Annotated in this window: 25 protein-coding genes; 8 read left to right on the top strand and 17 right to left on the bottom strand. The window is 71.8% G+C overall.

The window, feature by feature from the left end; genetic code table 11:
• Positions 1-52: 52 nt before the first annotated feature.
• The 4 genes from LHA26_RS02910 to LHA26_RS02895 all read left to right on the top strand — a co-directional run bounded on the left by LHA26_RS02910 (position 53) and on the right by LHA26_RS02895 (position 2,970).
• The gene (locus LHA26_RS02910; RefSeq protein WP_252167256.1) at positions 53-691 is read left to right on the top strand and encodes an HD domain-containing protein; all 639 of its coding nucleotides are present in this window, start codon (positions 53-55) and stop codon (positions 689-691) included.
• A 157-nt stretch (positions 692-848) separates the two neighbouring features.
• Positions 849-1,634: an alpha/beta fold hydrolase gene (locus LHA26_RS02905; protein ID WP_252167255.1), complete on the top strand. Its 786-nt coding sequence runs from the start codon at positions 849-851 to the stop codon at positions 1,632-1,634.
• Between the two features lie 86 nt (positions 1,635-1,720).
• The gene (locus tag LHA26_RS02900) at positions 1,721-2,275 is read left to right on the top strand and encodes a sigma-70 family RNA polymerase sigma factor (protein ID WP_252167254.1); all 555 of its coding nucleotides are present in this window, start codon (positions 1,721-1,723) and stop codon (positions 2,273-2,275) included.
• Entirely contained in the window at positions 2,272-2,970 is a 699-nt protein-coding gene (locus LHA26_RS02895) for an anti-sigma factor (protein WP_252167253.1), read from the top strand. Before LHA26_RS02900 ends, LHA26_RS02895 begins: the two co-directional genes overlap by 4 nt.
• Positions 2,971-2,982: 12 nt before the next feature.
• Here the strand turns inward: LHA26_RS02895 and LHA26_RS02890 are convergent, their stop codons facing one another.
• The 12 genes from LHA26_RS02890 to LHA26_RS02835 are packed head-to-tail and all read right to left on the bottom strand — an operon-like array spanning position 2,983 to position 14,748.
• Positions 2,983-3,594: an outer membrane protein gene (locus LHA26_RS02890; protein ID WP_252167252.1), complete on the bottom strand. Its 612-nt coding sequence runs from the start codon at positions 3,592-3,594 to the stop codon at positions 2,983-2,985.
• Positions 3,595-3,635: 41 nt separating this feature from the next.
• Positions 3,636-4,619, bottom strand: a complete 984-nt coding sequence (gene virB11, locus LHA26_RS02885; RefSeq protein WP_252167251.1) for a P-type DNA transfer ATPase VirB11 — start codon at positions 4,617-4,619, stop codon at positions 3,636-3,638.
• On the bottom strand, positions 4,616-5,710 hold the full coding sequence (locus LHA26_RS02880) for a TrbI/VirB10 family protein (protein ID WP_252167250.1): 1,095 nt from the start codon (positions 5,708-5,710) through the stop codon (positions 4,616-4,618). The genes virB11 and LHA26_RS02880 overlap by 4 nt, the downstream gene beginning before the upstream one ends.
• On the bottom strand, positions 5,707-6,525 hold the full coding sequence (locus tag LHA26_RS02875) for a TrbG/VirB9 family P-type conjugative transfer protein (RefSeq protein ID WP_252167249.1): 819 nt from the start codon (positions 6,523-6,525) through the stop codon (positions 5,707-5,709). The genes LHA26_RS02880 and LHA26_RS02875 overlap by 4 nt, the downstream gene beginning before the upstream one ends.
• Positions 6,522-7,724 carry a TrbL/VirB6 family protein gene (locus LHA26_RS02870; protein ID WP_252167248.1) on the bottom strand — a complete coding sequence of 401 codons (1,203 nt, stop codon included), beginning with the start codon at positions 7,722-7,724 and terminating at the stop codon, positions 6,522-6,524. Before LHA26_RS02870 ends, LHA26_RS02875 begins: the two co-directional genes overlap by 4 nt.
• Positions 7,721-10,123, bottom strand: coding sequence for a VirB4 family type IV secretion/conjugal transfer ATPase (locus LHA26_RS02865; RefSeq protein WP_252167247.1), 2,403 nt, complete (start codon positions 10,121-10,123; stop codon positions 7,721-7,723). Before LHA26_RS02865 ends, LHA26_RS02870 begins: the two co-directional genes overlap by 4 nt.
• Before the next feature lie 22 nt (positions 10,124-10,145).
• Positions 10,146-10,421 carry a VirB3 family type IV secretion system protein gene (locus tag LHA26_RS02860; protein ID WP_252167246.1) on the bottom strand — a complete coding sequence of 92 codons (276 nt, stop codon included), beginning with the start codon at positions 10,419-10,421 and terminating at the stop codon, positions 10,146-10,148.
• Positions 10,421-10,738, bottom strand: coding sequence for a TrbC/VirB2 family protein (locus LHA26_RS02855; protein ID WP_252167245.1), 318 nt, complete (start codon positions 10,736-10,738; stop codon positions 10,421-10,423). The genes LHA26_RS02860 and LHA26_RS02855 overlap by 1 nt, the downstream gene beginning before the upstream one ends.
• A 43-nt stretch (positions 10,739-10,781) precedes the next feature.
• Positions 10,782-11,417, bottom strand: a complete 636-nt coding sequence (locus LHA26_RS02850; protein WP_252167244.1) for a lytic transglycosylase domain-containing protein — start codon at positions 11,415-11,417, stop codon at positions 10,782-10,784.
• Positions 11,414-12,754 carry an Nramp family divalent metal transporter gene (locus LHA26_RS02845; RefSeq protein WP_252167243.1) on the bottom strand — a complete coding sequence of 447 codons (1,341 nt, stop codon included), beginning with the start codon at positions 12,752-12,754 and terminating at the stop codon, positions 11,414-11,416. The genes LHA26_RS02850 and LHA26_RS02845 overlap by 4 nt, the downstream gene beginning before the upstream one ends.
• A gap of 38 nt (positions 12,755-12,792) precedes the next feature.
• Complete coding sequence (locus LHA26_RS02840) at positions 12,793-13,770, bottom strand: ferritin-like domain-containing protein (protein WP_252167242.1); 978 nt, start codon at positions 13,768-13,770, stop codon at positions 12,793-12,795.
• A gap of 27 nt (positions 13,771-13,797) precedes the next feature.
• Positions 13,798-14,748: a ferritin-like domain-containing protein gene (locus tag LHA26_RS02835; protein WP_252167241.1), complete on the bottom strand. Its 951-nt coding sequence runs from the start codon at positions 14,746-14,748 to the stop codon at positions 13,798-13,800.
• A gap of 215 nt (positions 14,749-14,963) precedes the next feature.
• On the opposite strand from LHA26_RS02835, the gene LHA26_RS02830 reads away from it, so the two are divergent.
• Positions 14,964-15,752, top strand: coding sequence for a Crp/Fnr family transcriptional regulator (locus LHA26_RS02830; protein ID WP_252167240.1), 789 nt, complete (start codon positions 14,964-14,966; stop codon positions 15,750-15,752).
• 57 nt (positions 15,753-15,809) lie between these two features.
• Here LHA26_RS02830 and LHA26_RS02825 read toward each other — a convergent pair whose 3' ends face one another.
• The 3 genes from LHA26_RS02825 to LHA26_RS02815 form a co-directional block, all read right to left on the bottom strand.
• Positions 15,810-16,433, bottom strand: coding sequence for a general stress protein (locus LHA26_RS02825; protein WP_252167239.1), 624 nt, complete (start codon positions 16,431-16,433; stop codon positions 15,810-15,812).
• A gap of 19 nt (positions 16,434-16,452) precedes the next feature.
• Positions 16,453-16,764, bottom strand: a complete 312-nt coding sequence (locus tag LHA26_RS02820; protein ID WP_252167238.1) for a hypothetical protein — start codon at positions 16,762-16,764, stop codon at positions 16,453-16,455.
• 138 nt (positions 16,765-16,902) lie between these two features.
• Positions 16,903-17,559 carry a TetR/AcrR family transcriptional regulator gene (locus LHA26_RS02815; protein ID WP_252167237.1) on the bottom strand — a complete coding sequence of 219 codons (657 nt, stop codon included), beginning with the start codon at positions 17,557-17,559 and terminating at the stop codon, positions 16,903-16,905.
• An 80-nt stretch (positions 17,560-17,639) separates the two neighbouring features.
• Here LHA26_RS02815 and LHA26_RS02810 point away from each other — a divergent pair, with 80 nt between their 5' ends.
• Positions 17,640-18,380, top strand: coding sequence for an SDR family NAD(P)-dependent oxidoreductase (locus LHA26_RS02810; RefSeq protein ID WP_367890731.1), 741 nt, complete (start codon positions 17,640-17,642; stop codon positions 18,378-18,380).
• A gap of 47 nt (positions 18,381-18,427) precedes the next feature.
• On the opposite strand, the gene LHA26_RS02805 is transcribed toward LHA26_RS02810, so the two are convergent.
• Positions 18,428-19,045 (bottom strand): pyridoxamine 5'-phosphate oxidase family protein, encoded by a 618-nt coding sequence (locus LHA26_RS02805; RefSeq protein ID WP_252167236.1) that lies wholly within the window; start codon positions 19,043-19,045, stop codon positions 18,428-18,430.
• Between the two features lie 242 nt (positions 19,046-19,287).
• On the opposite strand from LHA26_RS02805, the gene LHA26_RS02800 reads away from it, so the two are divergent.
• A complete protein-coding gene (locus LHA26_RS02800) occupies positions 19,288-20,475 on the top strand; it encodes a DUF2252 family protein (protein WP_302898031.1) in 1,188 nt (395 codons plus the stop codon).
• Positions 20,476-20,517: 42 nt separating this feature from the next.
• On the opposite strand, the gene LHA26_RS02795 is transcribed toward LHA26_RS02800, so the two are convergent.
• Complete coding sequence (locus LHA26_RS02795; RefSeq protein WP_252167235.1) at positions 20,518-21,267, bottom strand: SDR family oxidoreductase; 750 nt, start codon at positions 21,265-21,267, stop codon at positions 20,518-20,520.
• Positions 21,268-21,381: 114 nt separating this feature from the next.
• Here LHA26_RS02795 and LHA26_RS02790 point away from each other — a divergent pair, with 114 nt between their 5' ends.
• On the top strand, positions 21,382-22,272 hold the full coding sequence (locus LHA26_RS02790; RefSeq protein ID WP_252167234.1) for an AraC family transcriptional regulator: 891 nt from the start codon (positions 21,382-21,384) through the stop codon (positions 22,270-22,272).
• Positions 22,273-22,274: the final 2 nt, after the last annotated feature.

Here is a 22,274-nt window from a genome sequence, read left to right as displayed (position 1 = left end):
GCCCATCTCCCGCCCGACCGCTTCGATCCGAACGAAGCGGCGGAGACGATCGATGAGCAGAACGGCCAGCATCGGCGGCATCACGGCGCCGGATTCGCATATAGCCCGGGAAGTGGCGGCGCTCGCGCGCCAGGTGCATGATCCCGCCATCCTCAACCATGTCCACCGGACCTATTGGTTCGCGGAATTCCTGGCGCAGAAGCGGGAGGTGCGCTTCGATCGCGAGATCGTCTACATCGCCTCGCTTCTCCACGATCTCGGATTGACCGATCGCTATTGCGCCGAACACCGGTTCGAGATCGACGGCGCCAATGCCGCCGCGCACTTCCTGCACGCGCACGCCTATCCGAAACCCGGGATCGACATGGTCTGGGACGGTATCGCCCTGCATTCCTCGGATGTCGCCGCCTTCAAGGCGCCCGAGATCGCGCTGGTGCATCTCGGCGCCCATGTCGATGTCATGGGTCTGAACATCGAGGAAATCTCGCCGCAGCTCATCGACGATACGCTGCAACTCTACCCGCGGCTCGGCTTCAAAAAGGCCTTTACCGAAGCGCTCGCGGAGATCGCCCGCCGCAAGCCGTTCACCGCGATCGGCACCGGCCTTGGCGACATCGGACGCGCGCTGCTGCCCGGCTTCGCGGTGCCCGATGTGTGCGCCCTGCTTCTCGACGCGCCTTTCGACAGCTGAGGCGGTGCTATGGGGAGGGCCTGGCAGGATTGGAGGGCGATCGGTCCTTGCATCCGCCGCCGCCAGGCCGAATATCGGCCGCGTCGCCAACAGGATTTTCGTTCGCCGCCTCCTCGCCACGTCCTTGCGAAGGCCGTTCAGACAAGCGAGGAGCATCATGTCTTCCGAAAACAGGATCGTCCACGTGAATGGCGTGGATCTCAACGTCGCCGTCCGTGGCGAAGGCTCGCCCGTGCTCGTGTTCCTTCATTATTATGGAGGCTCGACGCGCACATGGAGCGGGGTGATCGACGATCTTTCCACCACCCACCGCTGCCTCGCGATCGATTTCCGCGGCTGGGGCCGCTCGGACAAGTCGTCCAATGACTATGATCTGGATACGCTGGCGAGCGACGTGGAAGCCGTGCTCGCCCATTTCGGCCTCGACGACTTCATCCTCCTCGGCCACTCCATGGGCGGCAAGGTCGCGCAGATCGTGGCCGCGCGCCAACCGGCAGGGCTCAAGGGCCTGATCCTCGTCGCACCTGCGCCGCCCGGGCCGTTGGCGGTGCCCCCCGAGCAGCGGGCGGAGATCGTCAGGAATTACAGCACGGAAGAGGGCGTGGCGCGCGCCATCGGCATCATGGCGCGCCTCCCGCTGACGCACGCGCAGCGCGCGCAGATCGTCGAGGATACGCTGGCGAGCCCGCCCGCCGCCAAGCGCGCCTGGCCCGAGCAGGGCATGCAGAAGGACATCCGGGATCGCGCCGCCCGCGTGCGGGTGCCGAACCGAGTCGTGATCGGCGCGCGCGATGCGGTGGAGACCGAGGCGTCGCTCCGCGCCGCCTTCGACCAATACTATCCCGGCACCGACTATGTCGTCATTCCGGACACCGGCCATCTCTCGCCGCTGGAGGCGACGGCGGCGGTCGTCCGCGCGATCAGAACCGCGCCAATCCTCTGATCGCGCGACGGAACGCTTGTCAGGGCGCCGCACGCCATTACTGTGCCCGGCCACGAGCATGGCCGCTCGTGCGATGATGGATGCGCATGCGCTCGACTGACCCCGAAGCCGCCAGTCTCGCCAAGACGCTCGCCCGCGTGGCGGCGGGAGACAGGAGCGCGTTTGAAGAGGTGTATCGTCGGACATCGGCGAAGCTGTTCAGCGTGTGCCTGCGTATTCTCCCGGTCAGACAGGAAGCCGAAGAAGCGTTGCAGGAAGCCTATCTCACCGTGTGGCGTAAGGCGGCGACCTTCGACCTGGCCAAGGGCAGCGCGATGACGTGGCTGATCCTGATCGCGCGCAGCCGCGCGCTGGATCGGCGGCGGGGCCGGGGCGCCGCCGCCGCCGAGCCGATCGAACTGGCGGAGGCGGTGGCCGATCCGGCGCCCGGGGCGTCGACGCTGCTCGAGCTGGGCGAGGAGGTGAGCCGGCTGGATTCCTGCCTCGCGCTGCTCGCGACGGGGGATGCGCAGCTCATCCGCACCGCCTTTTTCGAAGGCCTCACCTATTCCCAATTGGCCGCCCGCATCGATACGCCGCTCGGCACGATCAAAAGCCGGATCCGCCGCGCGCTGCTCAAGCTTCGGGATTGCCTCGCATGAGCGCGCTGGGCGAGGAAGAGGCGCTCCGCGCCGCCGAACTGGCGCTGGGCCTGCTGGACGGCGCGGAGCGCGCCGAGGCGGAGGCGCGGCTGGCGCGCGACCCGATCTTTGCCGAGGCCCATGCGCGCTGGCGGTCCTATGCCGCCCAGCTGTTCAGCGATCCCGACGAGGTGCCGCGTCCATCGGTGTGGACCGCGATCGCGGCGCGGCTGCCCGCCAATGATGCCGGTGGCGGCGCGCGCGCGCCGCTGCGTTTCTGGCAGGCGGGAACCGCCGTGGCGAGCGCGGCCGCGCTGGTGCTCGGCCTCGTCGCGCTGCAGCGGCCGGCCGTCCGGCTCGTGCCGGTTCCCGCCGTCCAGGCGCACCCCGCGCCGATGGCGGCGGTGCTCACCGGGCGGCAGGGGTTCGTGACGATCGGCTATGATCCGGCGCGCGGCCGCATGATCGCCGCCGCCACCGGTTTGTCGCCGGGGGATCGCGTCCCCGAGCTTTGGGTGATCCCGGCCGATGGCAAGCCGCGCGCGATCGGCGTGCCGGATCTTGCCGCGCCCGCCTGGACGGCGGTGCCCGCGCGGGCGGCGGCGGCGATGGCGCGCGGCGTCACGATCGCCGTCTCGCTCGAGCCGCGCGGCGGCTCGCCCACCGGTCAGCCGACCGGGCCGGTGATCCTCACCGGCACGGTGACGACCAGCTAGCCGGCGCGCCGGCTAGCGGAAGCGCAGCCCCACGCCGGCGAGCGCGCGCTGCCGCGAGGTATGATCGTCGTAGCGGGAATAGACATATTGCCCGCTGACATAGAACATCGGCGTCAGCGAGAATTCGACCCCGCCGCCCGCCTGATAGCCATCGGTCGAGCCGTGGGTGCGCGCGGCATAGCCCGGGCCGACGATCGCGCCATTGACATAGAAGAGGCCGTTGTCGGCCGCGAAGCTGTTGCGCTGCGTGTCGTTCACATAGCCGCCCTTGCCGAAGACGAGGAGCGCGGGCGTGATCAGATAGCCGACCCGCACCGCCGCGCCGAGTTCGTGCGAGGAGCTCTGGCAGAGCGTGCCGCCGCCGAAGCTGGCGCAATCGCGCGTGCCCTTGTTGGGCCGCCAATAGCTGCCTTCCACGCCGACCACGATCTTGTCGGCGAGCACGCCGTCAAAGCCGGCGGCGCCGCCATAGCCGAGCTTGGTGTTCTTATCGCCTTCCGCCTTGAAGCGGTCGGCGCCGATATTGCCCTCGATGCGGAAGCCGCGAAAGCGGGCGAGCTGGGCGTCGGCCGCGGCCGGGATCAGCAGCGTCGAGAACAGGCCGGCGATGAATATGCCACGCATGGGAGAGGTCCCTTTCTTCCGGGTGATCGAGCGGGGAATGGTCAGGGCGGCCCGGGCCGGTCCCTGGTGGGCGTGATCGCGGCGATCCGGCGCCGGCCGCCGGCGCGATCGAGCTGCACGACGAGATCGATCATCGATCGCGCATAGGCGAGCGTATCCGCCCGCCCCAGGCCGAGCCCGGCCTGCATCACCATCAGCGCCAGCTGCTCCAGCGCGCCCTCGGCCGAATTGGCGTGGATGGTGGTGAAGGAGCCGGGATGGCCGGTGTTGATCGCGCGCAGGAAGCTCACCGCCTCGCGGCCACGGATCTCGCCGAGCACGATGCGATCCGGCCGCAGCCGGAGCGCGGCCTGGAGCAGATCCTCGGTCGTCACCCGCGCCTCGCCCAGATCGCCCTTCACCGCCACGAGCCCCAGGCCGTTGGCGCTGCGCAGCCGGATCTCGGGCGTGTCCTCGACCAGGATCACCCGTTCGCGGGCCGGCACCTCGGCGAGCAGGGCGTTGAGAAAGGTCGTCTTGCCGGTCGAGGTGCCGCCGCTCACCAGGATCGTCTGGCGGGTCTGCACCGCGTGGCGAAGATAGCCGATCGGATCGTCCTGCGGATCGGGCGGCGTCGGCGCGGCGATCGCCGCGAGCGCGCCTTGCGCATAGGCATCGAGCGGCAGCTCGACCATCCGGTGCCGGCGGATCGCCATCGCCCAATGCGCGCGGGTCGCGGTCGGCGCGACGAATTGCACGCGCGCGCCGTCGGGCATGGTCGCGCCGAGCAGCGGCGATCCGCGATTGACGCCCTGATGGCTCACCCGCGCGACCTGCTCGGCGAGCCGCTGGAGATGGCGGTCATCGATCTCGGGCAGCGCGACGCGGAGCATGTCGGGCGCGCCGGCCGCCTCGATCCAGGCCTCGCCGGGCCGGTTGACGAGGATCTCGGTGACATCCTCGCGCTCCAGCCAGGGCCGGAACGGCGCGAGATAGGCATCGAGAAAGACGCCCGAGCCATCGACCGCGCGGAGCGGCGCGGTCATGACGGATCGCCCGCGGGCGCCGTCGCCACCGTCGAGAAATCGAGGTCGCGGGCGGTGAAGACGCGGATCGGCTGGCCCTGGGCGACGCGCACCGTGGGCGGGATCTGGCTGGTGCCCTGCGCCGCGACCCCGGCGGCGCTGGTGCCGCCGGACAGCACCACCGCCGGGCTCCCCACCGCCGACAGGCCGCCGATCACGGTCAGCAGCGCGGCGGCGCCGAAACGCTGCATGAAATGGCTGTTCACCTTGCCGGCCAGGCCCGAGGTGCCGCTGAAATCGACCGCGGGCGAACCCAGCGCGACCGACGCGCCATCGGGCCGGATCAGACGCGACCAGATCACATAGGCGCGCGACTGGCCCGCCGACAGGCCCGATTTATACTGACCGATCAGCCGCGACGATCGCGGGATCAGCACCTGGCTGCCATCGAAGGACTTGACGTCGCGGCTCACCACCGCGCGCACATAGCCGGGCAGATCGGTGTCGATCGCGGTCTCGAGCACGGCCGGGATCAGCGTGCCCTGCGTCACGGTGGTGGCGGGGTTGGCGAGCGGCTGGGCGGTCGCGGTCTCGGCGGTGCCGCCGACGCGCGCGGCGAACTGGTCATTCTCGCCGCCGCCCGGCGCGAGCGGCGAGGTCGCGGCATGCGCGGGCGCGCCCGGCGTCGTCGCGGGGAGCGGTGCGCCCGCATCGAACACCAGCAGCGGCGCCGGCGCCGGCGGGGTCAGCGGCGCCGGCGACATGGGCGGCACCGCTGGCATCAGCAGGCCGCGCGGCGCCGCCTCCACCGCCGGCGGCGGCGGGGCAAAAGACGGGGCGAGCGGCGCCGCCGCCGGCAGCGCGCGCGGCGGCGCCGGCGGGGGCGCGGGGTGGCGGTGACCGCTCATCGACCAGAAGGTCAGCAGCCCCAGCAGCAGCGCGCCGCCGCCGCCGGCCAGCAGCCCCGCCGAATCGCGCCGGCGCTGGTGCCGCGCCACGATCGGAAAGGCGTTGGTGCTGGCGCGCACCAGCGCCCGATCGTCGAGCATGGTGCGCGGATCGTCCTCGCCGATCGGCTGGAGCACGAGGCGGGTGGGGGTGGGGCTGATCATGGCCGGCCATCCAGGACATGGGCGAAGGGGCGGCCGGGGCCGGGCGGGTTCATCGCCACGCGCGCGCCGGGCGGCGGTGCGGCGACGCCGGCATCGCCGGGCGGATCGGACCGTTGCGGTGTCAGCGTCGCCATCTTGCGGCCGGCGCGCAGCACGAGCCGCGCCGGAACGCCGTCGACGATGATGACGTCGCCGCGCGTGGTGTAGTTGACCGGCCCCTCGCCGCCACGCTCGTCGGCGGTGAGAATGGCGGGCAGCGGCGTATCGCGCGGCCAGGCGAGATAGGTCGAGCGGCCATCGTCGAACAGGCGCGCGGGCAGCAGCGCGCGGTCGCCGCGCATCGTCCAGGCGAAATCGAAGGTCGCGGGATCGGGCGGCGGCGCCACCGCGGCGACGGCGGGCGCGGCCGGCGTCGGCGCCGCCACGACCGGGGGCGCGGGGCGGGGCGGCGGCGCGGGATAGGTGAAGCGCAGCATGTAGAGCGGCGGCTGGCGCGGTGCCGCGACCAGATCGAACAAATAGGTGCGCTGGTCGGTCACCACCGTCATGTTGGTGCGCGCGCCGGGCCGGGTCGGCTTGAGGAAGAGCAGGTCGGCGCGCTTGTTCGGCGCGACCTGCCAGCCGACACTGTCCCCCACCGCGACGTTCTCGATCCGCTCGTCGGGCGCGAAGGCGATGGTCGACTGGGTGTCGCCCCGCCCATGGATCACCACCACCTCGCTGGGCTGGTAGAAATGGGTCGCGATGCGCGGATCGGCCCAGGCGGGCGCCGAGGCGGCCAGACCGAGGGCGAAGAGCATACGGGGCGCGGTCATGAGACATGTCCCTTGGGAAGCGAAGCGGGCGGGGCGCGGAAGCGGCTGCCGATGCGGTCGCCGCGGCGGTCCTGGGGGTGGAGCGGGCGCGCGGCCTCGCCGCCGCTGGCGACGATCCGCGTCACCGTCGCCCGGCCGCCGCCGCCGGCGCCGGGCGATGCGGCGGTCCCATCCACGGGAGCCGGCAGCGCGGCCAGCATCCGCCGGATGCGATCGTCGCCGGCCGCCGCCGCCGGAGCGGGCGCGAGCGCCGCCGGCGCCGGGGCGGAAGCGAGGCCGGCGGCGCCCGGTGCCTCGCCGCGCGCACCGGGCGCGGCGGCGCCGGGCAGGCGCCAGCCGGCGATGATCGTCGTCGCCGTCTTGAGCACCATCAGCATCAGCACGCCATAGACGCAGACGCCGAGGAACAGCACGGCGACCTCGCGCGGCGCCGGCTGGGCGCCCGCCGCGGCGATGTCCGCCACCAGCGGGCTCAGCGCGGACAGCGCGCCGCCGCCGATCAGCACCGCCAGCGGCGGCACCAGCGCGAACAGCGCCACCGCCTTGAGCCAGCCCTCGAACAGGCCGCGCGTGCCGCCGAACAGCGCGAGCAGCACGAACAGGGGCCCGATCGCCAGCAGCGCGGCGAGCGCGATCTTGGCGGTGACGAGCACGCCGGCGGTCCCGAGCATGAGCAGGATCGCGCATAGCCACAGCGCCGTCGCGGCCGAGAAGCCGTGGACCGTGGCGGCGGCGGGGGTGATGCCGGTGTCGGTGGCGGCGGCCGGGGTGCCGGCCTGGTGGGCGGCCTCGGCCAGCGTCGCGAACAGCTGGTCGAGCCGATCGGCGAACGCGATCGTGGCCGAGCCGCGCGTGCCCATCAACAGGCTCGCGACCTGATCGCCGGCGCCGCTCGCCAGCGCCCAGATCACATTCTGATAGGCGGCCCAGGAGGTGGCGAAGGTGAGCACCAGGCCGAGCGTCAGCATGCGCGGGGTCAGCGCGGCGACGCCGAGCCGGGTACGGCCGGTGAGCAGCGCCATGGCGAAGAAGGCGACATAGAGCGTCAGACAGGCGGTCAGCACCGGCATCAGCCGGCCATCGGCGCCGAACAGCCGGCCAAAGGCGTAGGCGGTCGCCTCGCCGGTGCGGCAGTCGATCGCGCGCAGCGCCGCCGCCATGCCGGTGGCGCCCGCGCCGAAGGCCGGACAGACGCTCATTCCGCCGCCTCGGCGTAGAAGGGCGGCACCGCCGTCTCGCCCGGCCAGGGCGTGCCCGTCAGGTGGGGGAACCAGGCGGCGGGATCATCGCCATGGCGGGCGCGCAGCCCATCCAGCCGGCGCACCGTCGCCTCGCGGCCGGACAGGATGGCGAGCAGATCGGGCTGGCCGGCGAGATCGAGCCGCGCCACCACCGAATGGTTGGCATGGCGGATCAGGAAGCAGCGGCTATGCGCCGGAAGCTGCCGGATCAGGTCCAGCTCGTGCGGCGAAAGTCCGAAGCCGTCGCAATAATCCTCCGGCCGCGCCTTGGGATTGGGGGTGAAGATCATGGTCGCCGTCTGCTCGACGATCGCGCTCGCGATGCGGCTGTCGAGCGCGTCGCGCGCCGATTGCGTCGCGAAGCCGACCAGCGCGTTGCGCTTGCGCAGCGTCTTCAGCCAGTCGCGGATGCGCGCGGCGAACACCGCGTCGTCGAGCGCTTTCCAGCCCTCGTCGATCAGCAGCATCGTCGGCGTGCCGTCGAGCCGCTCCTCGATGCGGTGGAACAGATACATCATCGCCGGCGTCCGCAGCGCCGGCGTATCGAGCAGCGCGGTCATGTCGAAGCCGATCGTGATCGCGCTGAGATCGAGTTCGTCGGCGGCATTGTCGAACAGCCAGCCATGTTCGCCGCCGCCGATCCACGGATCGAGCCGCGCCGCCAGATCGCCCGGTTCGGGCCGGCGACCGCCGCCGAGCAGTTCGCGGAAATGGCGCAGGCGGCGGAAGGCGGGATCGGCCTCCATCACCGCATCCACCGCGGCCGCCACGGTCGCCGTCTCCTCCGGCCCCGTCACCGCCAAGAGCACGCCCAGCCAGTCGCGCAGAAAGGCGCGGTTGCGCGCGCTATCGGGCAGGTGCAGCGGGTTGAAGCCGGTCGGCTCGCCGGGCAGCAGCCGGCTGTAATAGCCGTCGCACGCCCGCAGGAAAATCTCGGCGCCGCGATCCTTGTCGAACAGGATGGTGCGGGGCGAGAAACGCTGCGCCTGCGCGGCGAGGAAGTTGAGCACGACCGTCTTGCCCGAGCCGGACGGCCCGATCACCGTGAAATTGCCGAGATCGCCCTCGTGGAAATTGAAGAAATAGGGGGTGGCGGCGGTGGTCTCGAACACCGTCACCGCCTCGCCCCAGTGATTGCCCTCGGCGCGGCCGATCGGCATGCCGTGCAGCGAGAGAAAGCCCGCGGCATTGCCGGTCGAGATCAGCGCGCGGCGGACCAGATAATTCTCGTTGCCGGGAAACTGCCCCCAGAAGCACGGCTCCAGATTGATGTCCTCGCGCACCGCGACCGCGCCCAGATCGGCGAGCGCGGCGGCGGCGGCGGCCATGGCGCCATCCAGCGCGGGGAGATCGGGCGCGCGCACCAGCACCGAGAGATGATGATCGCCAAAGCCGACCTGGCCGGCGCCGAGCGCGTCGCGCGCCGCCAGCATCTCGCGCCGCTCCGCGCCCGCTTCCTCGTCGGCGGCGCGCAGCCGGCGAAGCGCGAGATCGATGCGCTCGCGCGCCACCTGGCGATCCGCCGGCGCGAAGCTTTCGGTCAGCACCAGCTCGCAGGGCAGTCGCATCACGCCGTCGATGATCCCGGCGCGGGTCGCGTCGGGATAGTCCTTGAGCGAGAGCATGGCGGCGAAATCGCGGCCGCCGGCGCGCCGCGTCTCGATCGCGTCGAGGCCGAAGCTCACCCGCGCATAGGGCAGATGCTGCCCGGCATCGACCGCCTCGTCGGGCAGCAGCACCGGCCGGGTCTCGCCATTGTACAGGGTGGAGAGCATCTCGAGCGGCTCCGAGCAGGTGCCGCCGGCGCCCTCATAGGTGCCGAGCAGCCGCGCGCCATAGGCTTCCAGCCCGGCGAGCAGCGCGCCGGTGGCGGCGTCGAGCGCGCGCAGATCGGCCGGATCGACCGTGCCGCGCGCGCCGCCAAGGCCGCGCCGCAGCCGCTCGGGCCAGCCGGTCTTGCCGCGCGCCGGCCGGCGCACCACCGTCAGCACCTGCTCGTTGACGAACAGGTGGCGATCGTCGAGCCGCTGCTGCCAGCGCTGGTTGAGCAGCGCCGGGAAGGGCCGCGCGATCCCCTGATCGAGCCGCACCGACACGCGCCGCCGCACGACATGATGGTAGAGCACGAAACGCGCGTCGAGCGCGGCGCGCAGCATCACCTCGCGCACGCCGAGATGATGATCGAGCGCCTCGCCATCCTCGGTCTCGAAGGCGAGGCCCGGCACCTGGATCATGCGCAGCACCGCGCCGTCGCGCAGCAGCAGCGCGTGCGCATCGAGGTGGCGCGCATAGGGCAGGCGGTCGCCGGCGCGGGCCTCGCTCCGCCCCCATGCCGCCACGCCTTTCCACTTCGCCATCACCGGTCTCCTCGAACAGGGCTCAGGGCGCGTAGCTGTTGCAGCCCCAGCGCTTCCAATTGCGCACCCGCGGCGTGCGGCTGACCTTGGTCAGCCACAGATCGAAGATGCGCGGCTCGCGCATCGATGCGAGATAGCCGGCGCCATGGATCAGCAGCGCCGCCGGCAGCGCGAGGAAGCTCCGCGTCACCAGAAAGGCCTCGGTCGTCACCGCCGCGTTGAGCACGAAAAAACTGTAGGTCACCCCGGCGAACATCTGTGGCCGGGTCAGCGCGCGGAAGACCGGGGTGCGCTGCATCAGCGCGCCACCATTGCGGTCGACTGGATGCCGGTGACGATCGCGCTCGCGCCGAACAGCACGAAGCATCCGACGATCACCGTCGCGCCGAACCGCCAGTTGAGGCGCCCGGTGAGCATCATGAAGCCGACCATGGCGACCGCGATCACCGCCACCGCGGTCGCGACATTGCCGAGCAGCGTGCCCTGGAGCCAGCCGAGCGCGGCGACGATCGGCCCGGACCCGGCGGGATCGCCGGCGGGGCCCTGGGCGGCGGCGATCCCCGGCGCGGCGACGCCGGCGAGCCAGAGCAGCAGTTTGCGCTTGAGCCGGATCATGCCCGCCACTCCGGCGAGCGGCGACGGGTGGGGCGTGCGTCTGTCATGGTGTCACTCCTGCACGGACGAGGGAAGCGGAGGCGCCGAGCTGATCGAGGATCGCGGCGACATAGGCGCGCGTCTCGGCGATGGCGGGCAGGCCGGCGCCGCGCGGCACGCGGCCGGGCCCGGCATTATAGGCGGCGAGCGCACGCTCGACATTGCCGTCGAAGCGGTCGAGCAGCCGCCGCAGATAGCGGGCGCCGCCGGCCAGGCTGGCGCGCGCGTCGGCCGGATCCACCGAAAGCGCGCGCGCGGTGCCCGGCATCAGCTGGGTGAGCCCGACCGCGCCCTTGGGGGAGCGCGCCGCCGGCTGCCAGCGGCTCTCCTGCCATACCAGCGCGGCGAGCAGGGCGGGGCTGAGCCCGGCCTGATCGGCGGCCTGCGAGAGCGGCGCCTGGAAGGCGGCGGGCGCCGCCGGCGGGCTCACCAGCGTCACGGCGGCGGCGGGCACATCGGGCGCGGGCTCGAGCGCGGCGGTATCGGCCGAGGCGGCGTCGCCGGTCGCGACGAGCCCGGCGCCGGCGCGCAGCGTCATGCGGCCATCGCCGCCGATCTCGAACACGTCGGCGCGCGCGGCGGTGGCGCCCAGCGCCAGCGCGAGCGAGAGGGCGATGGCGGGGCGCGGCGCGCGGATCATGCCAGGCTCGCCAGCAGCACGAGATTGAGCGCGATCACCGCCGTCGCCACCAGCCAGGCGCTCGCCTTGAGCCAGCCGCGCACCGCGAAGCGGCCCATCACGGCCGGATCGGCGGTGATCCGCACCAGCGGCACCACCGCGAAGGGCAGCTGCAGGCTCAGCACCACCTGGGTGAGGATCAGCAGGCGGGTGGCGCCGCCGCCGCCGGCGAGGCTGGCGATCACCGCCGCCGGCACGATCGCGAGCGCGCGCGTCACCAGCCGCCGGGCCCAGGCCGGCACGGCCAGGCCGGTAAAGCCTTCCATCACGATCTGTCCGGCGAGCGTGCCGGTGACGGTCGCGTTCTGGCCGGCGGCGAGCAGCGCCACCGCAAAGGCCAGCCCCGCGGCCGAGGCGCCGAGCAGCGGGGTCAGCAGATGATAGGCCTGGCCGATCTCGGTGACGCCGGCATGGCCGCCGGCGTGGAAGGCGGCTGCCGCGAGGATCAGGATCGCGGCGTTGACCAGCGCGGCGAGCGTGAGGGCGACGCTGCTGTCGATGGTGGCGAGCGTGATCGCCGCGCGCCGCCCCGGCTCGTCGCGCGCGAAGCGGCGGGTCTGCACCAAGGCCGAGTGGAGATAGAGATTGTGCGGCATCACCGTCGCGCCGAGGATGCCGATCGCCAGATAGAGCTGGCCGGGATCGCGGACCAGCCCGGCCTGGGGCACCAGCCCCGCCAGGATCGCGGCGGGAGCGGGCCGGGCGAGCAGCAGTTCGAGCGCGAAACAGGCCGCGATCACCCCCATCAGCGCCAGGATGAACGCCTCCAGCGCGCGGAAGCCGCGCTTCTGCAGGGCGAGCATCAGCACCACGTCGACCAGGGTGAGGCCGATGCCGAGCGGCAGCGGCAGGCCGAAGAGAAGCTGGAGCGCGATCGCGGTGCCGAGCAGCTCGGCGCAGTCGCACGCGATGATCGCCAGCTCGCACAGCAGCCACAAGCCGAGGCGGACGGGGCGCGGGTAGCGCTGGGCGCAGGCCTGGGCGAGATCGAGGCCGGTGACGATGCCGAGCCGCGCGGACAGCGCCTGGAGCAGCATCGCCATCAGGCTCGACAGCAGCACCGCCGAGAGCAGCGCATAGCCGAAGGCCGCGCCGCCGGCGAGATCGGTGGCCCAATTGCCCGGATCCATATAGCCGACCGCGACCAGATAGCCGGGGCCGCTGAAGGCGGCGAGCTTCTTCCAGAAGCCGCCGGGGCCCCTGGGCACCGGCACCGTCCGGTGCGCCTCGGCCAGGCTGGCGCGGGCCGGCGCCGCCGCGCAGGCGGCGCCCGGCTGGAGGGGGAAGGTCCCGTGCATCGGCTGGCCTCTGCTGTCCGTCCGCCCGCCGCCGCCGCTCAGCCCGCCGTGCTCATGTTGATCGTGCCGTTGACGCCATTGGGGAAGAAGCCGCCCTTGGCCTTGGCCATGCTGGTCAGATAGACGATGTCGAGCACCTGGCCGGTTGTGCGGCTATAGGCGATGCCGTTGGCATCGGTGGGCACGATATTGCCGTTGCCATTGGCATCGACCAGGCCCTGATCGTCGTCGCTCGCCCCGTCGAGGCTGTCGCGCGCGTCCGAGATCTTGCCGGCGGCGGTAATCAGCGCGTTCGCCTGCAACCCCTTGGCGTAGAGGGCGGTGCGCACCAGCCCGGCATGATAGGCCTCGGCGGCGAGAATGCCGGCGGCGGCTTCCAGATAGGTGCTGTTGGTGATGAGCGGCGAGGCGCCCTTATAGGCGGTGACGCCGACATCCTCGAAGATGAACGCCCCGAGCAGGAAATTCTCGTCGCTGGCATAGGGATCGAAGGATTGGCCGGCGCTGATCAGCCCCGCCGCCCGGGCCGCGCTGGAAAAGGCGCCGTTGGGATCGGTGCCGACATCGATCGCCGGCTGCGCCACCGCCGCCGAGCCGAGCGCGCTGCGGAGAAAGGCGACATGGGCCAGCTCGTCGCCCGCGATCTCGGCGGCATAGGCCTTGACCACCGGATCGGTGAAGGCGACGGCGCGGCCGCCCGTGGCAGCGCCCTGGGTGCCGGTGCCGCCCTGCAGGCTGGCGCCTATGCCCGCGCCGGTCACCGCGAAGGCGTAGAAATTCGCCTCCAGATATTCGAGGTTGAGTGCGAAGTTGAGGATGTCGGCATCGCTGATCTGCGGGGCCGTGGTGGTGTTGGGCGTGCCGCTGCTGCCGCCGTCATTGCCGCACGCGGCGAGCAGCGAGGAGGCCGCCACGGTGGCCGAAGCCATGCCGGCGGCCTTGAGGAATTTGCGCCGCTCGTCCCGCCGCCGGGCCTGGCGCTCGAGCACTTCGGCGATGATGTGATGCTGGTCCATCGGAACTCTTCCTTCCACCGGCTTGCTTCAGGCGGCGCCGCTGGCGGCGCTGAGATTGATGGTGCCGTTGACGCCGTTCGGGAAGAAACCACCCCGGCTCACCGCCATGTTGTTGAGATAGACGATGTTGAGCACCTGGCCGGTCGAGCGGCTGAAGGCGATGCCGTTCTGGTCGAGCGGCACGATGTTGCTCGCCGCGCCGATATTGGCGATGCCCTGATCGTCGTCGCTGGGCCCGTCCAGGCTGTCGCGCGCCTTCGAGATGGCCTCGGTCGCGTCGACCAGCGCCGGCGTCTGGATGCCCTTGGCGTAGAGCGTCGTGCGCACGATCGCGGCGTGATACGCCTCCACCGCGAGGATGCCGGCGGCGGCCTCGGTATAGGTCTTGTTGGTGATGAGCGGCGCCGCGCCCTTATAGGCGGTGACGCCGACATCCTCGAAGATGAACGCGCCGAGCAGGAAATTCTCGTCGCTGGCATAGGGATCGAAGGATTGGCCCGGCCCGATCAGCCCGGCCGCGCGGGCCGCGCTCGAAAAGGCGCCGTTGGGATCGGTGCCGACATCGATCGCCGGCATCGCCACCGCCGCCGAGCCGAGCGCGGTGCGCAGGAAGGTGACGTGCGCGATCTCGTCGCCCGCGATCTCCTTGGCATAGGCGGCGACGGCGGGATCGGTGAAGGCGACCTTGCGGCCTCCGGTGACGCTGCCTTGGGTGCCGGTGCCGGTCAGCAGATTGGCGGCGAGGCCGGTGCCGTTGACCGCGTAGGAATAGAATTGCGCCTCGAGATATTCGAGGTTGAGCGCGAAGTTGAGAATGTCGGCGTCGGTCGGCGTGGCGGCCTCGGCCGCGCTCGCGAAGGCGGCGGCGCCCCCGGCGACGATCGCGGCCGCGCCGAACGCGCGGAAGAAACCGCGTCGCTCCTCGCGACGTTTGGCCCTCAGCTCGAGCATTTCGAGCATCTCATCCTGGTCGGTCATCGCGCCGCTCCTGTTCATGGCGAGCGCGAGACTTTCCCTTTTTGCAGGGAGTGACCAGCCGCCGCCGATCGCCCGGTACGGTGGCGCACCTTGGCGCCGGCGCGGCTGGAAACTCGGCTGATGGTTCCTTCCGCACTTTTCGTCGCGCCGCTTTTGCGGCACGCATCCGCGTGGGGATTGGCTCCGTACCTCTCAAAAACGAGGGGATAATCGCCATGTTGATGCGGACGAGCAGCCTGTGTGCCCAATCCCGCAACCGCTTTCTGGCGCATTTGAGTCGCGACGACGCCGCCCTGCTGGACAGCGGCCTCGAGCGGGTGGCGGTGCCGCCCGGCGGGCTGCTCACCCGCAGCGGCGCGCCGCTCGATCTGCTCTATTTTCCCGAAACGGCGATCGTCTCGATCGGCTATCGGCTCGGCGGCGATCGGCAGGTCGAGGCGGCGGTGGTCGGCAATGAAGGCGTGGTGGGTTGGTCGGCCATCACCGGCGCCGGCTTCGCCTGTCACGACGCGGTGGTGCAGATGACGGGCGGCACCGCCTGGCGGATCGCCCGCGCCGATCTCGACCGCGCCTGCGCCGCGAGCGCGACGCTGCTGGCCGCGCTGATCCGCTTCGCCGATGTCGTCACCGTGCAGATGACGCAGGCGATCCTGTCGCTGGTGCACGATACGGTGGAGAAGCGGCTATGCCGCTGGCTGCTGATGCGCCATGATCGCGTCGCCACCGATCAGCTGCTGGTGCGCCACGCGGAAATAAGCGCCAATCTCGGCACGCGGCGCGCCAGCGTCACCGACGGGCTGCATGTGCTGGAAGGCGAGCGGCTGGTCCGCTGCTATCGCGGCCGCATCCTGATCCGCGATCGCATGGGCCTGGAGCGCGAGGCGGCGGACTCCTACGGCGTCTCCGAAGCGCATTACCGCCGCCAGATCGCGCCCTTCGGCCGCAGCGAGACGCGCGCCGCCGAGGCCGGTCTCGCGCCCGCCGGCCAGCGCCTGCGGGCCTGACCGGCGGAGCGCACGCCGGGCCTTCGCCCGGCGCGTGCCCCGCTGGCGGCTCCGTCCTCAGAGACGGGTGGTGGTGCGGCCGTAGCTGGCGCGGTCGCGGTCGATCTCGTCCGGCGCATAAGCCGGCGCCTGATCGTCGAAGCCGGTCCAGCCGCTCTCGCGATAGGCGGCGCCGCGCGCGGTGACGTCCACCACGCTCGACCGGTCCAGCGCGGCCTCGGCGCGCGCCACGTCGCCATCGGGCACGCGCGCGCTCACCAGCGTGCCGCCGCGGCGCACGCCTTCGGCATAGACATGCGCGTCCTCTTCCGAATGGCCGGCATTTTTGAGCGCGCCGACGACGCTGCCCGTCACCGCGCCACCGGCGGCGCCGATGCCCGCGCCGGCGGCGGTGGCGGCCAGCCAACCGGCGGCGACGATCGGGCCGAGGCCGGGAATGGCGAGCAGGCCAAGCCCCGCCAGCAGCCCGCCGGCCCCGCCGAGCACCGCGCCCGTCGAGGTGCCGCGGGTCACGTCGCCATGATCGTTGACGCCGCCATGATCGTCCGCGCCGTGGAGGCCATGGGCGTTGTTGCCGAGGATGCTGATATCCTCGTGCGGAATGCCGAGCGCCTCGAGATCGCGCACCGCGGCGGTGGCGTCGGCATAGTCGTCGTAAAGACGGGTTACGGTCTGGGTCATGATGCTAACTCCGATCTGATCAACGGGTGGTGACGACGTCGCCCTTGTAGTCGACCCCGACGGACACCTTGGCGCCGTCCTTCATGGCGGTGCCGCGCCACACTCCGTTCTTGTCCTTCGCGAGCTTGCCCACGCCGGTATAGCCGGCCTTTTCGAGCCGCCCCTTGGCCTGATCCTGGGTGAAGGAGTTGCGACCGGCGGCGGCGCCCGACGTGTGCGTCGGCGCGCCATTCTTGATGGCGGGGTTGTGCGATGTCGCCGCGGGCTGGGCGAAGCCGCTGCCGGCGAGAAAAGCCGCCGCCACGGCGGCCGCTACGAGGGATGTCCGCATAAGATCTCCTGCCATGTGCCGGCCAGCCGGCTTATTATCGCCTCGCCTGATGCGAGACCGTCCCAACGCGCGGCGCGCGCGTCCGGGGGCAAGCGCGATCGGAGCGCGCGCGGCGTGGGCAGCGGCCGCGCCCGATCGTCAGGCGGGCGTGGCGGCGGCGATCATCGCGTCCCAGCCGGCCAGGGCGAGCGCGGCGACCGCTTCCAGCTCCCCGCGCGTGGCGCCGTCGCGGGCGCGGATCGCCATGCCGCTCTGCACCGTCTGGATGAAGCGCGCGACCGCGGCGACATCGAGCCGGGGCGGCAGCTCGCCCGACGCGACCGCCTCGGCAAGCCGCGCGCGCAGCATGTCGAAGGCGGCGCCGCGCGCGTCGCGCATCTCGGCGGCGAGCGCCTCATGCCCCTCGCTCCCGACCATGCCGAGATTGACCATGCAGCCGCGCGGCAGATCGCAATCCGCCCCGGTCATCGCGGTCGCCGAATCGCGCAGATAGGCGCGCACCGCTTCGCAGGCGGTCGGCGCGGCGCGGAAGCCGCCCTGGGTGAGATGCGCGTAGCGGCCGGCATAGGCCTTCATCGCTTCGGCATAGAGCGCGTCCTTGGAGCCGAACGCCGCATAGAGGCTGGTCGGGCCGACACCCATAGCCTCAGTCAGATCGGCGATCGAACTCGCCTCATAGCCCTTGCGCCAGAAGAGCTGCATCGCCGCCGTCAGCGCCGCCGCGCGATCAAAGGCGCGGGGCCGGCCCCGGGCGCGGCGCGGCGGCGCGGCACCGTCTTGAGGGTCATTCTGCATCGATCATTATATAATTCGGTTGACCATCCCCCACAAGCGGTCTAGCCATTTGTGTAGTGAACACTGCATAAAGGTGAGACATGATCGATCTTCATGGCCGCAAGGCGCTGGTAACCGGGGGCTCGCGCGGCATCGGCGCCGCCATTGCGGTGGCGCTGGCGGAGCAGGGGGCGGACGTCGCCCTGACCTTCCAGTCCGCCGGCGACCGCGCGCAGCGGCTGGTCGAGCGGATTCGCGCGCTGGGCCGCACCGCCGTCGCGATCCAGGCGGACAGCGCCGATCCGGCGGCGATCCGCCGCTCGGTGGAGGAGGCGGTCGCGGCGCTGGGCGGGCTCGATATCCTCGTGAACAATGCCGGCATCGCGCGCTATGGCAGCCTGGCCGAGATCTCGGCGGATGATGTCGACGCGCTCTTCGCGGTCAATGTGCGCGGGCCGATCCTCACCACCCAGGCGGCGATCCCGCATCTCGGCGCCGGCGGCCGCATCATCACCATCGGCTCGGCGGGGGCGGATCGGATCGTCGGCGCCAGCGGCACCGTCTATTTCATGACCAAGGCCGCGCTCCAGGCGTTCAACCGCGGGCTGGCGCATGAACTCGGCCCGCGCGACATCACCGCCAATCTCGTCCAGCCCGGCTCGACGGATACCGACATGAACCCGGCCGATGGCGAAAGCGCCGATTACCAGCGCAGCCTGGCGCCGCTCGGCCGCTACGCCACGGCGGAGGATATCGCCGCCGCCGTCGCCTTCCTCGCCAGCCCCGCCGCGCGCCACATGACGGGCAGCATCGTCACCGTGGACGGCGGCTTGCTCGCCTGAGCGATCCCGCCTCGAGCGCGGCTGGGCCGGGCGCGCCGTCGCCCGGCTCAGCCGCGCGCGTGCGGCCGCAGCGCCGCATTCTCCCGTTCCAGCGCGGCGATGCGCGCATGGAGCGGCGCCACCGCCGCGGCGACCTGCTCGGCGGTGAAGCGCGGGGTGATGTGCTGCGGGCAGTTCCAGTCGAACGCCTCGAGCCGCAGCAGTATGGCGCGCTCCACCCGCGCCTTGTAGCCGGGCACCGCCAGCCGCGCCCCGAGATCGGGATCGCCCGCGCAATCGCGCGACTGTGCGCGGGCGAGGATCTTCAGCCGCCGGCGGGCGGCATAGTCCATCAGGATCAGCGCCACGCGATCGTCGGCGGTGATGTTGCCGAGGCTGAGATATTGGCGATTGCCGCTGAAATCGGCGAAGCCGAGCGTGCGATCGTCGAGCAGCCGGAGAAAACCGGGCGGGCCGCCGCGATGCTGCACATAGGGCCAGCCATTCTCGGCGACGCTCGCCATGTAGAAGCTGTCGCGCTCCGCGAGGAAGCCCGCCTCGGCCTCGGTGAACCGGTCGAAGCGCCGCGCGCCCTTGGCGTCCCTCCATAGGTCGGCGCTGCCATTGGCAGCCCGCGCGGCCTCGATCGCGGGCGAGGCGAGTGTCTCGAGAAAGCCATGAGCCATGGCGGCCTCCCATCCGGACGCGCCGGGGCTGGCGCGCGCGCCCTTCATCGTCCGCGCCGGCGGCGATGATAATCCGGATAGGGCGCACTTCATCCTTGCCGTTCGCGCCAACAATGCACCGCCGCCGCCCCCTGTCCGACTTGTAACGGAACCAGCATGATCCCGCCGATCGTTTGCACCGCCCCGGGCGGCGGATGGACGGCGCCACGCATAGGGAAGGGCAATGCCATGGAGGCACAGGGTTGAGTATATCGCCGGAGGCGCGGGCGGCCGTGCTGGCGCGGACGCGCGGGCTCAAGATGGCGCGGTCGGTCCATGCCTATGTCAGGGGCAATACGGCGCGGTTCTACACATGGCTGGCGGAGTCGCCGGTGGCCGGGCTGATCCCGCAGGGGCCGCCGATCTGGATCTGCGGCGATTGCCATCTCGGCAATCTCGGGCCGCTCGCCGACACCGATGGCGAGATCGACATCCAGATCCGCGATCTCGACCAGACGGTGATCGGCAACCCCGCTTATGATCTGATCCGGCTCGGCCTCTCGCTGGAAACGGCGGCGCGCAGTTCGGATCTGCCGGGCGTCACCACCGCGCGGATGACCGAGGTGATGATCGATGGCTATGCGGCCGCGCTCGGCGCCGACGATGAGGGCGCGCCGATCGAGCCGCTTGTCGTCCGCTCGGTGCGGCGCGAGGCGATGGGGCGGCGCTGGCGGCATCTCGCGCGCGAGCGGCTCGAGGATGTCGAGCCCGCCATCCCGCTCGGCAAGCGCTTCTGGAAGCTCGCCCCGCCGGAACAGGCGGCGATCGAGGCGCTGTTCGAGGAGGAGGAGATCGTGCGGCGCGGCCTGGCGCTGGCCGGGCTCGATCGCGGCCGGCTGCGCGTGGTGGATGCCGCCTATTGGCGCAAGGGCTGCAGTTCGCTCGGCCGGCTGCGCTATGCCGTGCTGCTCGGCGTGCGCGAGAAGGCCGCCAAGGCCGAGCGGCTCGCGCTGGTGGACATCAAGGAAGCGGTGGCGTCGGTCGCGCCCGCCGCGCCCGGGGCCGCCATGCCCGAGGATCCCGCCGCGCGGGTGGTCGCCGGCGCGCTCGCGCTCGCGCCCAATCTGGGCGAGCGGATGATCCCCGCGCGGCTGCTCGGGCGGCCGGTGGTGCTGCGCGAGCTGGCGCCGCAGGATCTCAAGATCGAGGTGGCGCAATTCTCGCGCAAGCAGGCGATCGCGGCGGCGCGCTATCTCGCCTATGTCGTGGGCGTCGCCCATGCCCGGCAGATGCGCCGGGAGGAGCGCGCGCACTGGCGGCGCGCGCTCGTCCGCCGGCCCGAGGAGGGGCTCGATGCCCCCTCCTGGCTGTGGCGCAGCATCGTCAGCCTCGCCGGCGCGCATGAGGCCGGCTATCTGGAGCATTGCCGCCGCGTCGCGCTGGCGGCCTGAGCGGCGGTCCGGTCGCGCCGTCGGGCGCGGCCGGACGCGGCCTCAGCCCGCCTCCGCCATCCACTGCACGGCATCGGCGCCGGCGGGGATGCGGAGCGGCGCGTCGGGATCGGTGGCCGCGCGCCACACCGCCTCGGCCACATCCTCCATCTGCGTCACCGGCCCGCCGCTCTCGCGGAAGCCGGCGATCATCGCATCCAGCATCGGCTTGTAATCCGGGTGATCGAGCCCGCGCAGATGCGGCATGGCGTTGGCGCCGAAGCGCGTCTCGGGCGCGCGACCCGGCAGCACGATCCGCACGCGCACGCCGAACGGCGCCACCTCCGCCGCGAGGCTTTCGCTGAGCGCGTTCACCGCCGCCTTGCTGGCGCGATAGACGCTGACCAGCGGCAGCGGCTTCAGCGTGACGCTGGAGGTGATGTTGACGATCGTCCCAGCGCGGCGCGCGCGGAATTGCGGCAGCACCGCCTGCACCATCGCCAGCGTGCCGAGCAGGTTCGTCTCGAACAGCGCGCGCGCCGTGTCGGGCTCGATCAGCTCGATCGGCACGGCGGCGCCGAAGCCGGCATTGTTGACGAGCACGTCGATCTCGCCCGCCTGCGCCACCGCCGTCGCGATGCTTTGCGGGTCGGTGACGTCGAGCGGCAGGATCGTGAGCCCGGGCGCGGCGGGCAGCAGATCGGGATCGGGGCGGCGCATGGTGGCGATCACGCGCCAGCCCCGGTCGAGAAAGCGTCGGGCGATCGCCAGGCCGAAGCCCGAGGAACAGCCGGTGATAAGGATAGCAGGCACAAGCAACTCCAGCCTTTGTGGTGGGTGGCGCGGATATGGCCGGCGCCGGCAGGACGCGCTATGCGCGGTCATCCGTCTTTCTTTGGTGATCGTCCTGATATGTCCGTTGATCCGTTGGCTGACATCGTAACCCTCCTCGAGCCCTCGGCGAGCTTCTCCAAGCTGGTCGAATATGGCGGCCGCTGGCGCATCCGCCGCGATAGCGAGGGGCGGCCGGTCTTCTTCGCGGTGCTGGAAGGCGCGTGCCGCCTGCTCGCGCCGGGCCAGCCGCCGCTGCTTTTACGCGCGGGCGATTTCGTGCTCGCCCCGGCCGGCACGGCGCAGCGGATCGAAAGCCTCGATGCGCCACCGCCGGGGATCGAGATGGCGCCCGTGGAGGTGGCGCCCGGCCGTTTCCGGGTCGGGCCGGCCGAAGCGCCCGTCACCCTGCGGATGCAGGTCGGCCTGTGCCGCTTCGCCGCGCCCGACGCGGCGCTGCTCGTCTCGCTGCTGCCCGCGATGATCGTGGCGCGCGACGAGCCTCGGCTCGCCATGCTGCTCCAGCTTGTCGGCGAGGAGACGCGCCAGTCGCGGCCGGGGCGCGACCTGATCCTGGCGCGCCTGCTCGAAGTGCTGCTGATCGAGGCGCTGCGCTGCGGCACCGATATGCCGGCATTGCCGAGCGTGGCGCGCGGGCTCGCCGATCCGCGGCTGGTGCCCGCGCTGCGCGCCATGCACGCGCGGCCCGCGCATGGCTGGACGGTCGCCGATCTCGCGGCGACGGCGGCGCTGTCCCGCTCGGCCTTCTTCGCGCGTTTCAGCCGGATCGTCGGCCTGCCGCCGATGGAATATCTGCTCGCCTGGCGCATGGCGCTCGCCAAGCGGCTGCTGCGCGCGCGGACGCTGGCGATCGGCGCGGTCGCGGCGGAGGTGGGCTATGGATCGGCCAGCACCTTCAGCACCGCCTTCACCCGCCATGTCGGCATGCCGCCGCTCCGCTATGCGCGCGCCGCGTCCGCGCCCTGAGC

This window comes from Sphingomonas morindae, assembly GCF_023822065.1.
Lineage (GTDB): Bacteria > Pseudomonadota > Alphaproteobacteria > Sphingomonadales > Sphingomonadaceae > Solisphingomonas > Solisphingomonas morindae.
Note: the sequence above shows the minus strand (reverse complement) of the source record. Positions and strands in the feature narration are given on the sequence as shown.

Bases quoted from the DNA above. Each gene is read 5' to 3' on its own strand.
- LHA26_RS02910 (WP_252167256.1), top strand. From the start codon at position 53: ATGAGCAGAACGGCCAGCATCGGCGGCATCACGGCGCCGGATTCGCAT.
- LHA26_RS02905 (WP_252167255.1), top strand. From the start codon at position 849: ATGTCTTCCGAAAACAGGATCGTCCACGTGAATGGCGTGGATCTCAAC.
- LHA26_RS02900 (WP_252167254.1), top strand. From the start codon at position 1,721: ATGCGCTCGACTGACCCCGAAGCCGCCAGTCTCGCCAAGACGCTCGCC.
- LHA26_RS02895 (WP_252167253.1), top strand. From the start codon at position 2,272: ATGAGCGCGCTGGGCGAGGAAGAGGCGCTCCGCGCCGCCGAACTGGCG.
- LHA26_RS02890 (WP_252167252.1), bottom strand. From the start codon at position 3,594: ATGCGTGGCATATTCATCGCCGGCCTGTTCTCGACGCTGCTGATCCCG.
- virB11 (WP_252167251.1), bottom strand. From the start codon at position 4,619: ATGACCGCGCCGCTCCGCGCGGTCGATGGCTCGGGCGTCTTTCTCGAT.
- LHA26_RS02880 (WP_252167250.1), bottom strand. From the start codon at position 5,710: ATGATCAGCCCCACCCCCACCCGCCTCGTGCTCCAGCCGATCGGCGAG.
- LHA26_RS02875 (WP_252167249.1), bottom strand. From the start codon at position 6,525: ATGACCGCGCCCCGTATGCTCTTCGCCCTCGGTCTGGCCGCCTCGGCG.
- LHA26_RS02870 (WP_252167248.1), bottom strand. From the start codon at position 7,724: ATGAGCGTCTGTCCGGCCTTCGGCGCGGGCGCCACCGGCATGGCGGCG.
- LHA26_RS02865 (WP_252167247.1), bottom strand. From the start codon at position 10,123: ATGGCGAAGTGGAAAGGCGTGGCGGCATGGGGGCGGAGCGAGGCCCGC.
- LHA26_RS02860 (WP_252167246.1), bottom strand. From the start codon at position 10,421: ATGCAGCGCACCCCGGTCTTCCGCGCGCTGACCCGGCCACAGATGTTC.
- LHA26_RS02855 (WP_252167245.1), bottom strand. From the start codon at position 10,738: ATGATCCGGCTCAAGCGCAAACTGCTGCTCTGGCTCGCCGGCGTCGCC.
- LHA26_RS02850 (WP_252167244.1), bottom strand. From the start codon at position 11,417: ATGATCCGCGCGCCGCGCCCCGCCATCGCCCTCTCGCTCGCGCTGGCG.
- LHA26_RS02845 (WP_252167243.1), bottom strand. From the start codon at position 12,754: ATGCACGGGACCTTCCCCCTCCAGCCGGGCGCCGCCTGCGCGGCGGCG.
- LHA26_RS02840 (WP_252167242.1), bottom strand. From the start codon at position 13,770: ATGGACCAGCATCACATCATCGCCGAAGTGCTCGAGCGCCAGGCCCGG.
- LHA26_RS02835 (WP_252167241.1), bottom strand. From the start codon at position 14,748: ATGACCGACCAGGATGAGATGCTCGAAATGCTCGAGCTGAGGGCCAAA.
- LHA26_RS02830 (WP_252167240.1), top strand. From the start codon at position 14,964: ATGTTGATGCGGACGAGCAGCCTGTGTGCCCAATCCCGCAACCGCTTT.
- LHA26_RS02825 (WP_252167239.1), bottom strand. From the start codon at position 16,433: ATGACCCAGACCGTAACCCGTCTTTACGACGACTATGCCGACGCCACC.
- LHA26_RS02820 (WP_252167238.1), bottom strand. From the start codon at position 16,764: ATGCGGACATCCCTCGTAGCGGCCGCCGTGGCGGCGGCTTTTCTCGCC.
- LHA26_RS02815 (WP_252167237.1), bottom strand. From the start codon at position 17,559: ATGCAGAATGACCCTCAAGACGGTGCCGCGCCGCCGCGCCGCGCCCGG.
- LHA26_RS02810 (WP_367890731.1), top strand. From the start codon at position 17,640: ATGATCGATCTTCATGGCCGCAAGGCGCTGGTAACCGGGGGCTCGCGC.
- LHA26_RS02805 (WP_252167236.1), bottom strand. From the start codon at position 19,045: ATGGCTCATGGCTTTCTCGAGACACTCGCCTCGCCCGCGATCGAGGCC.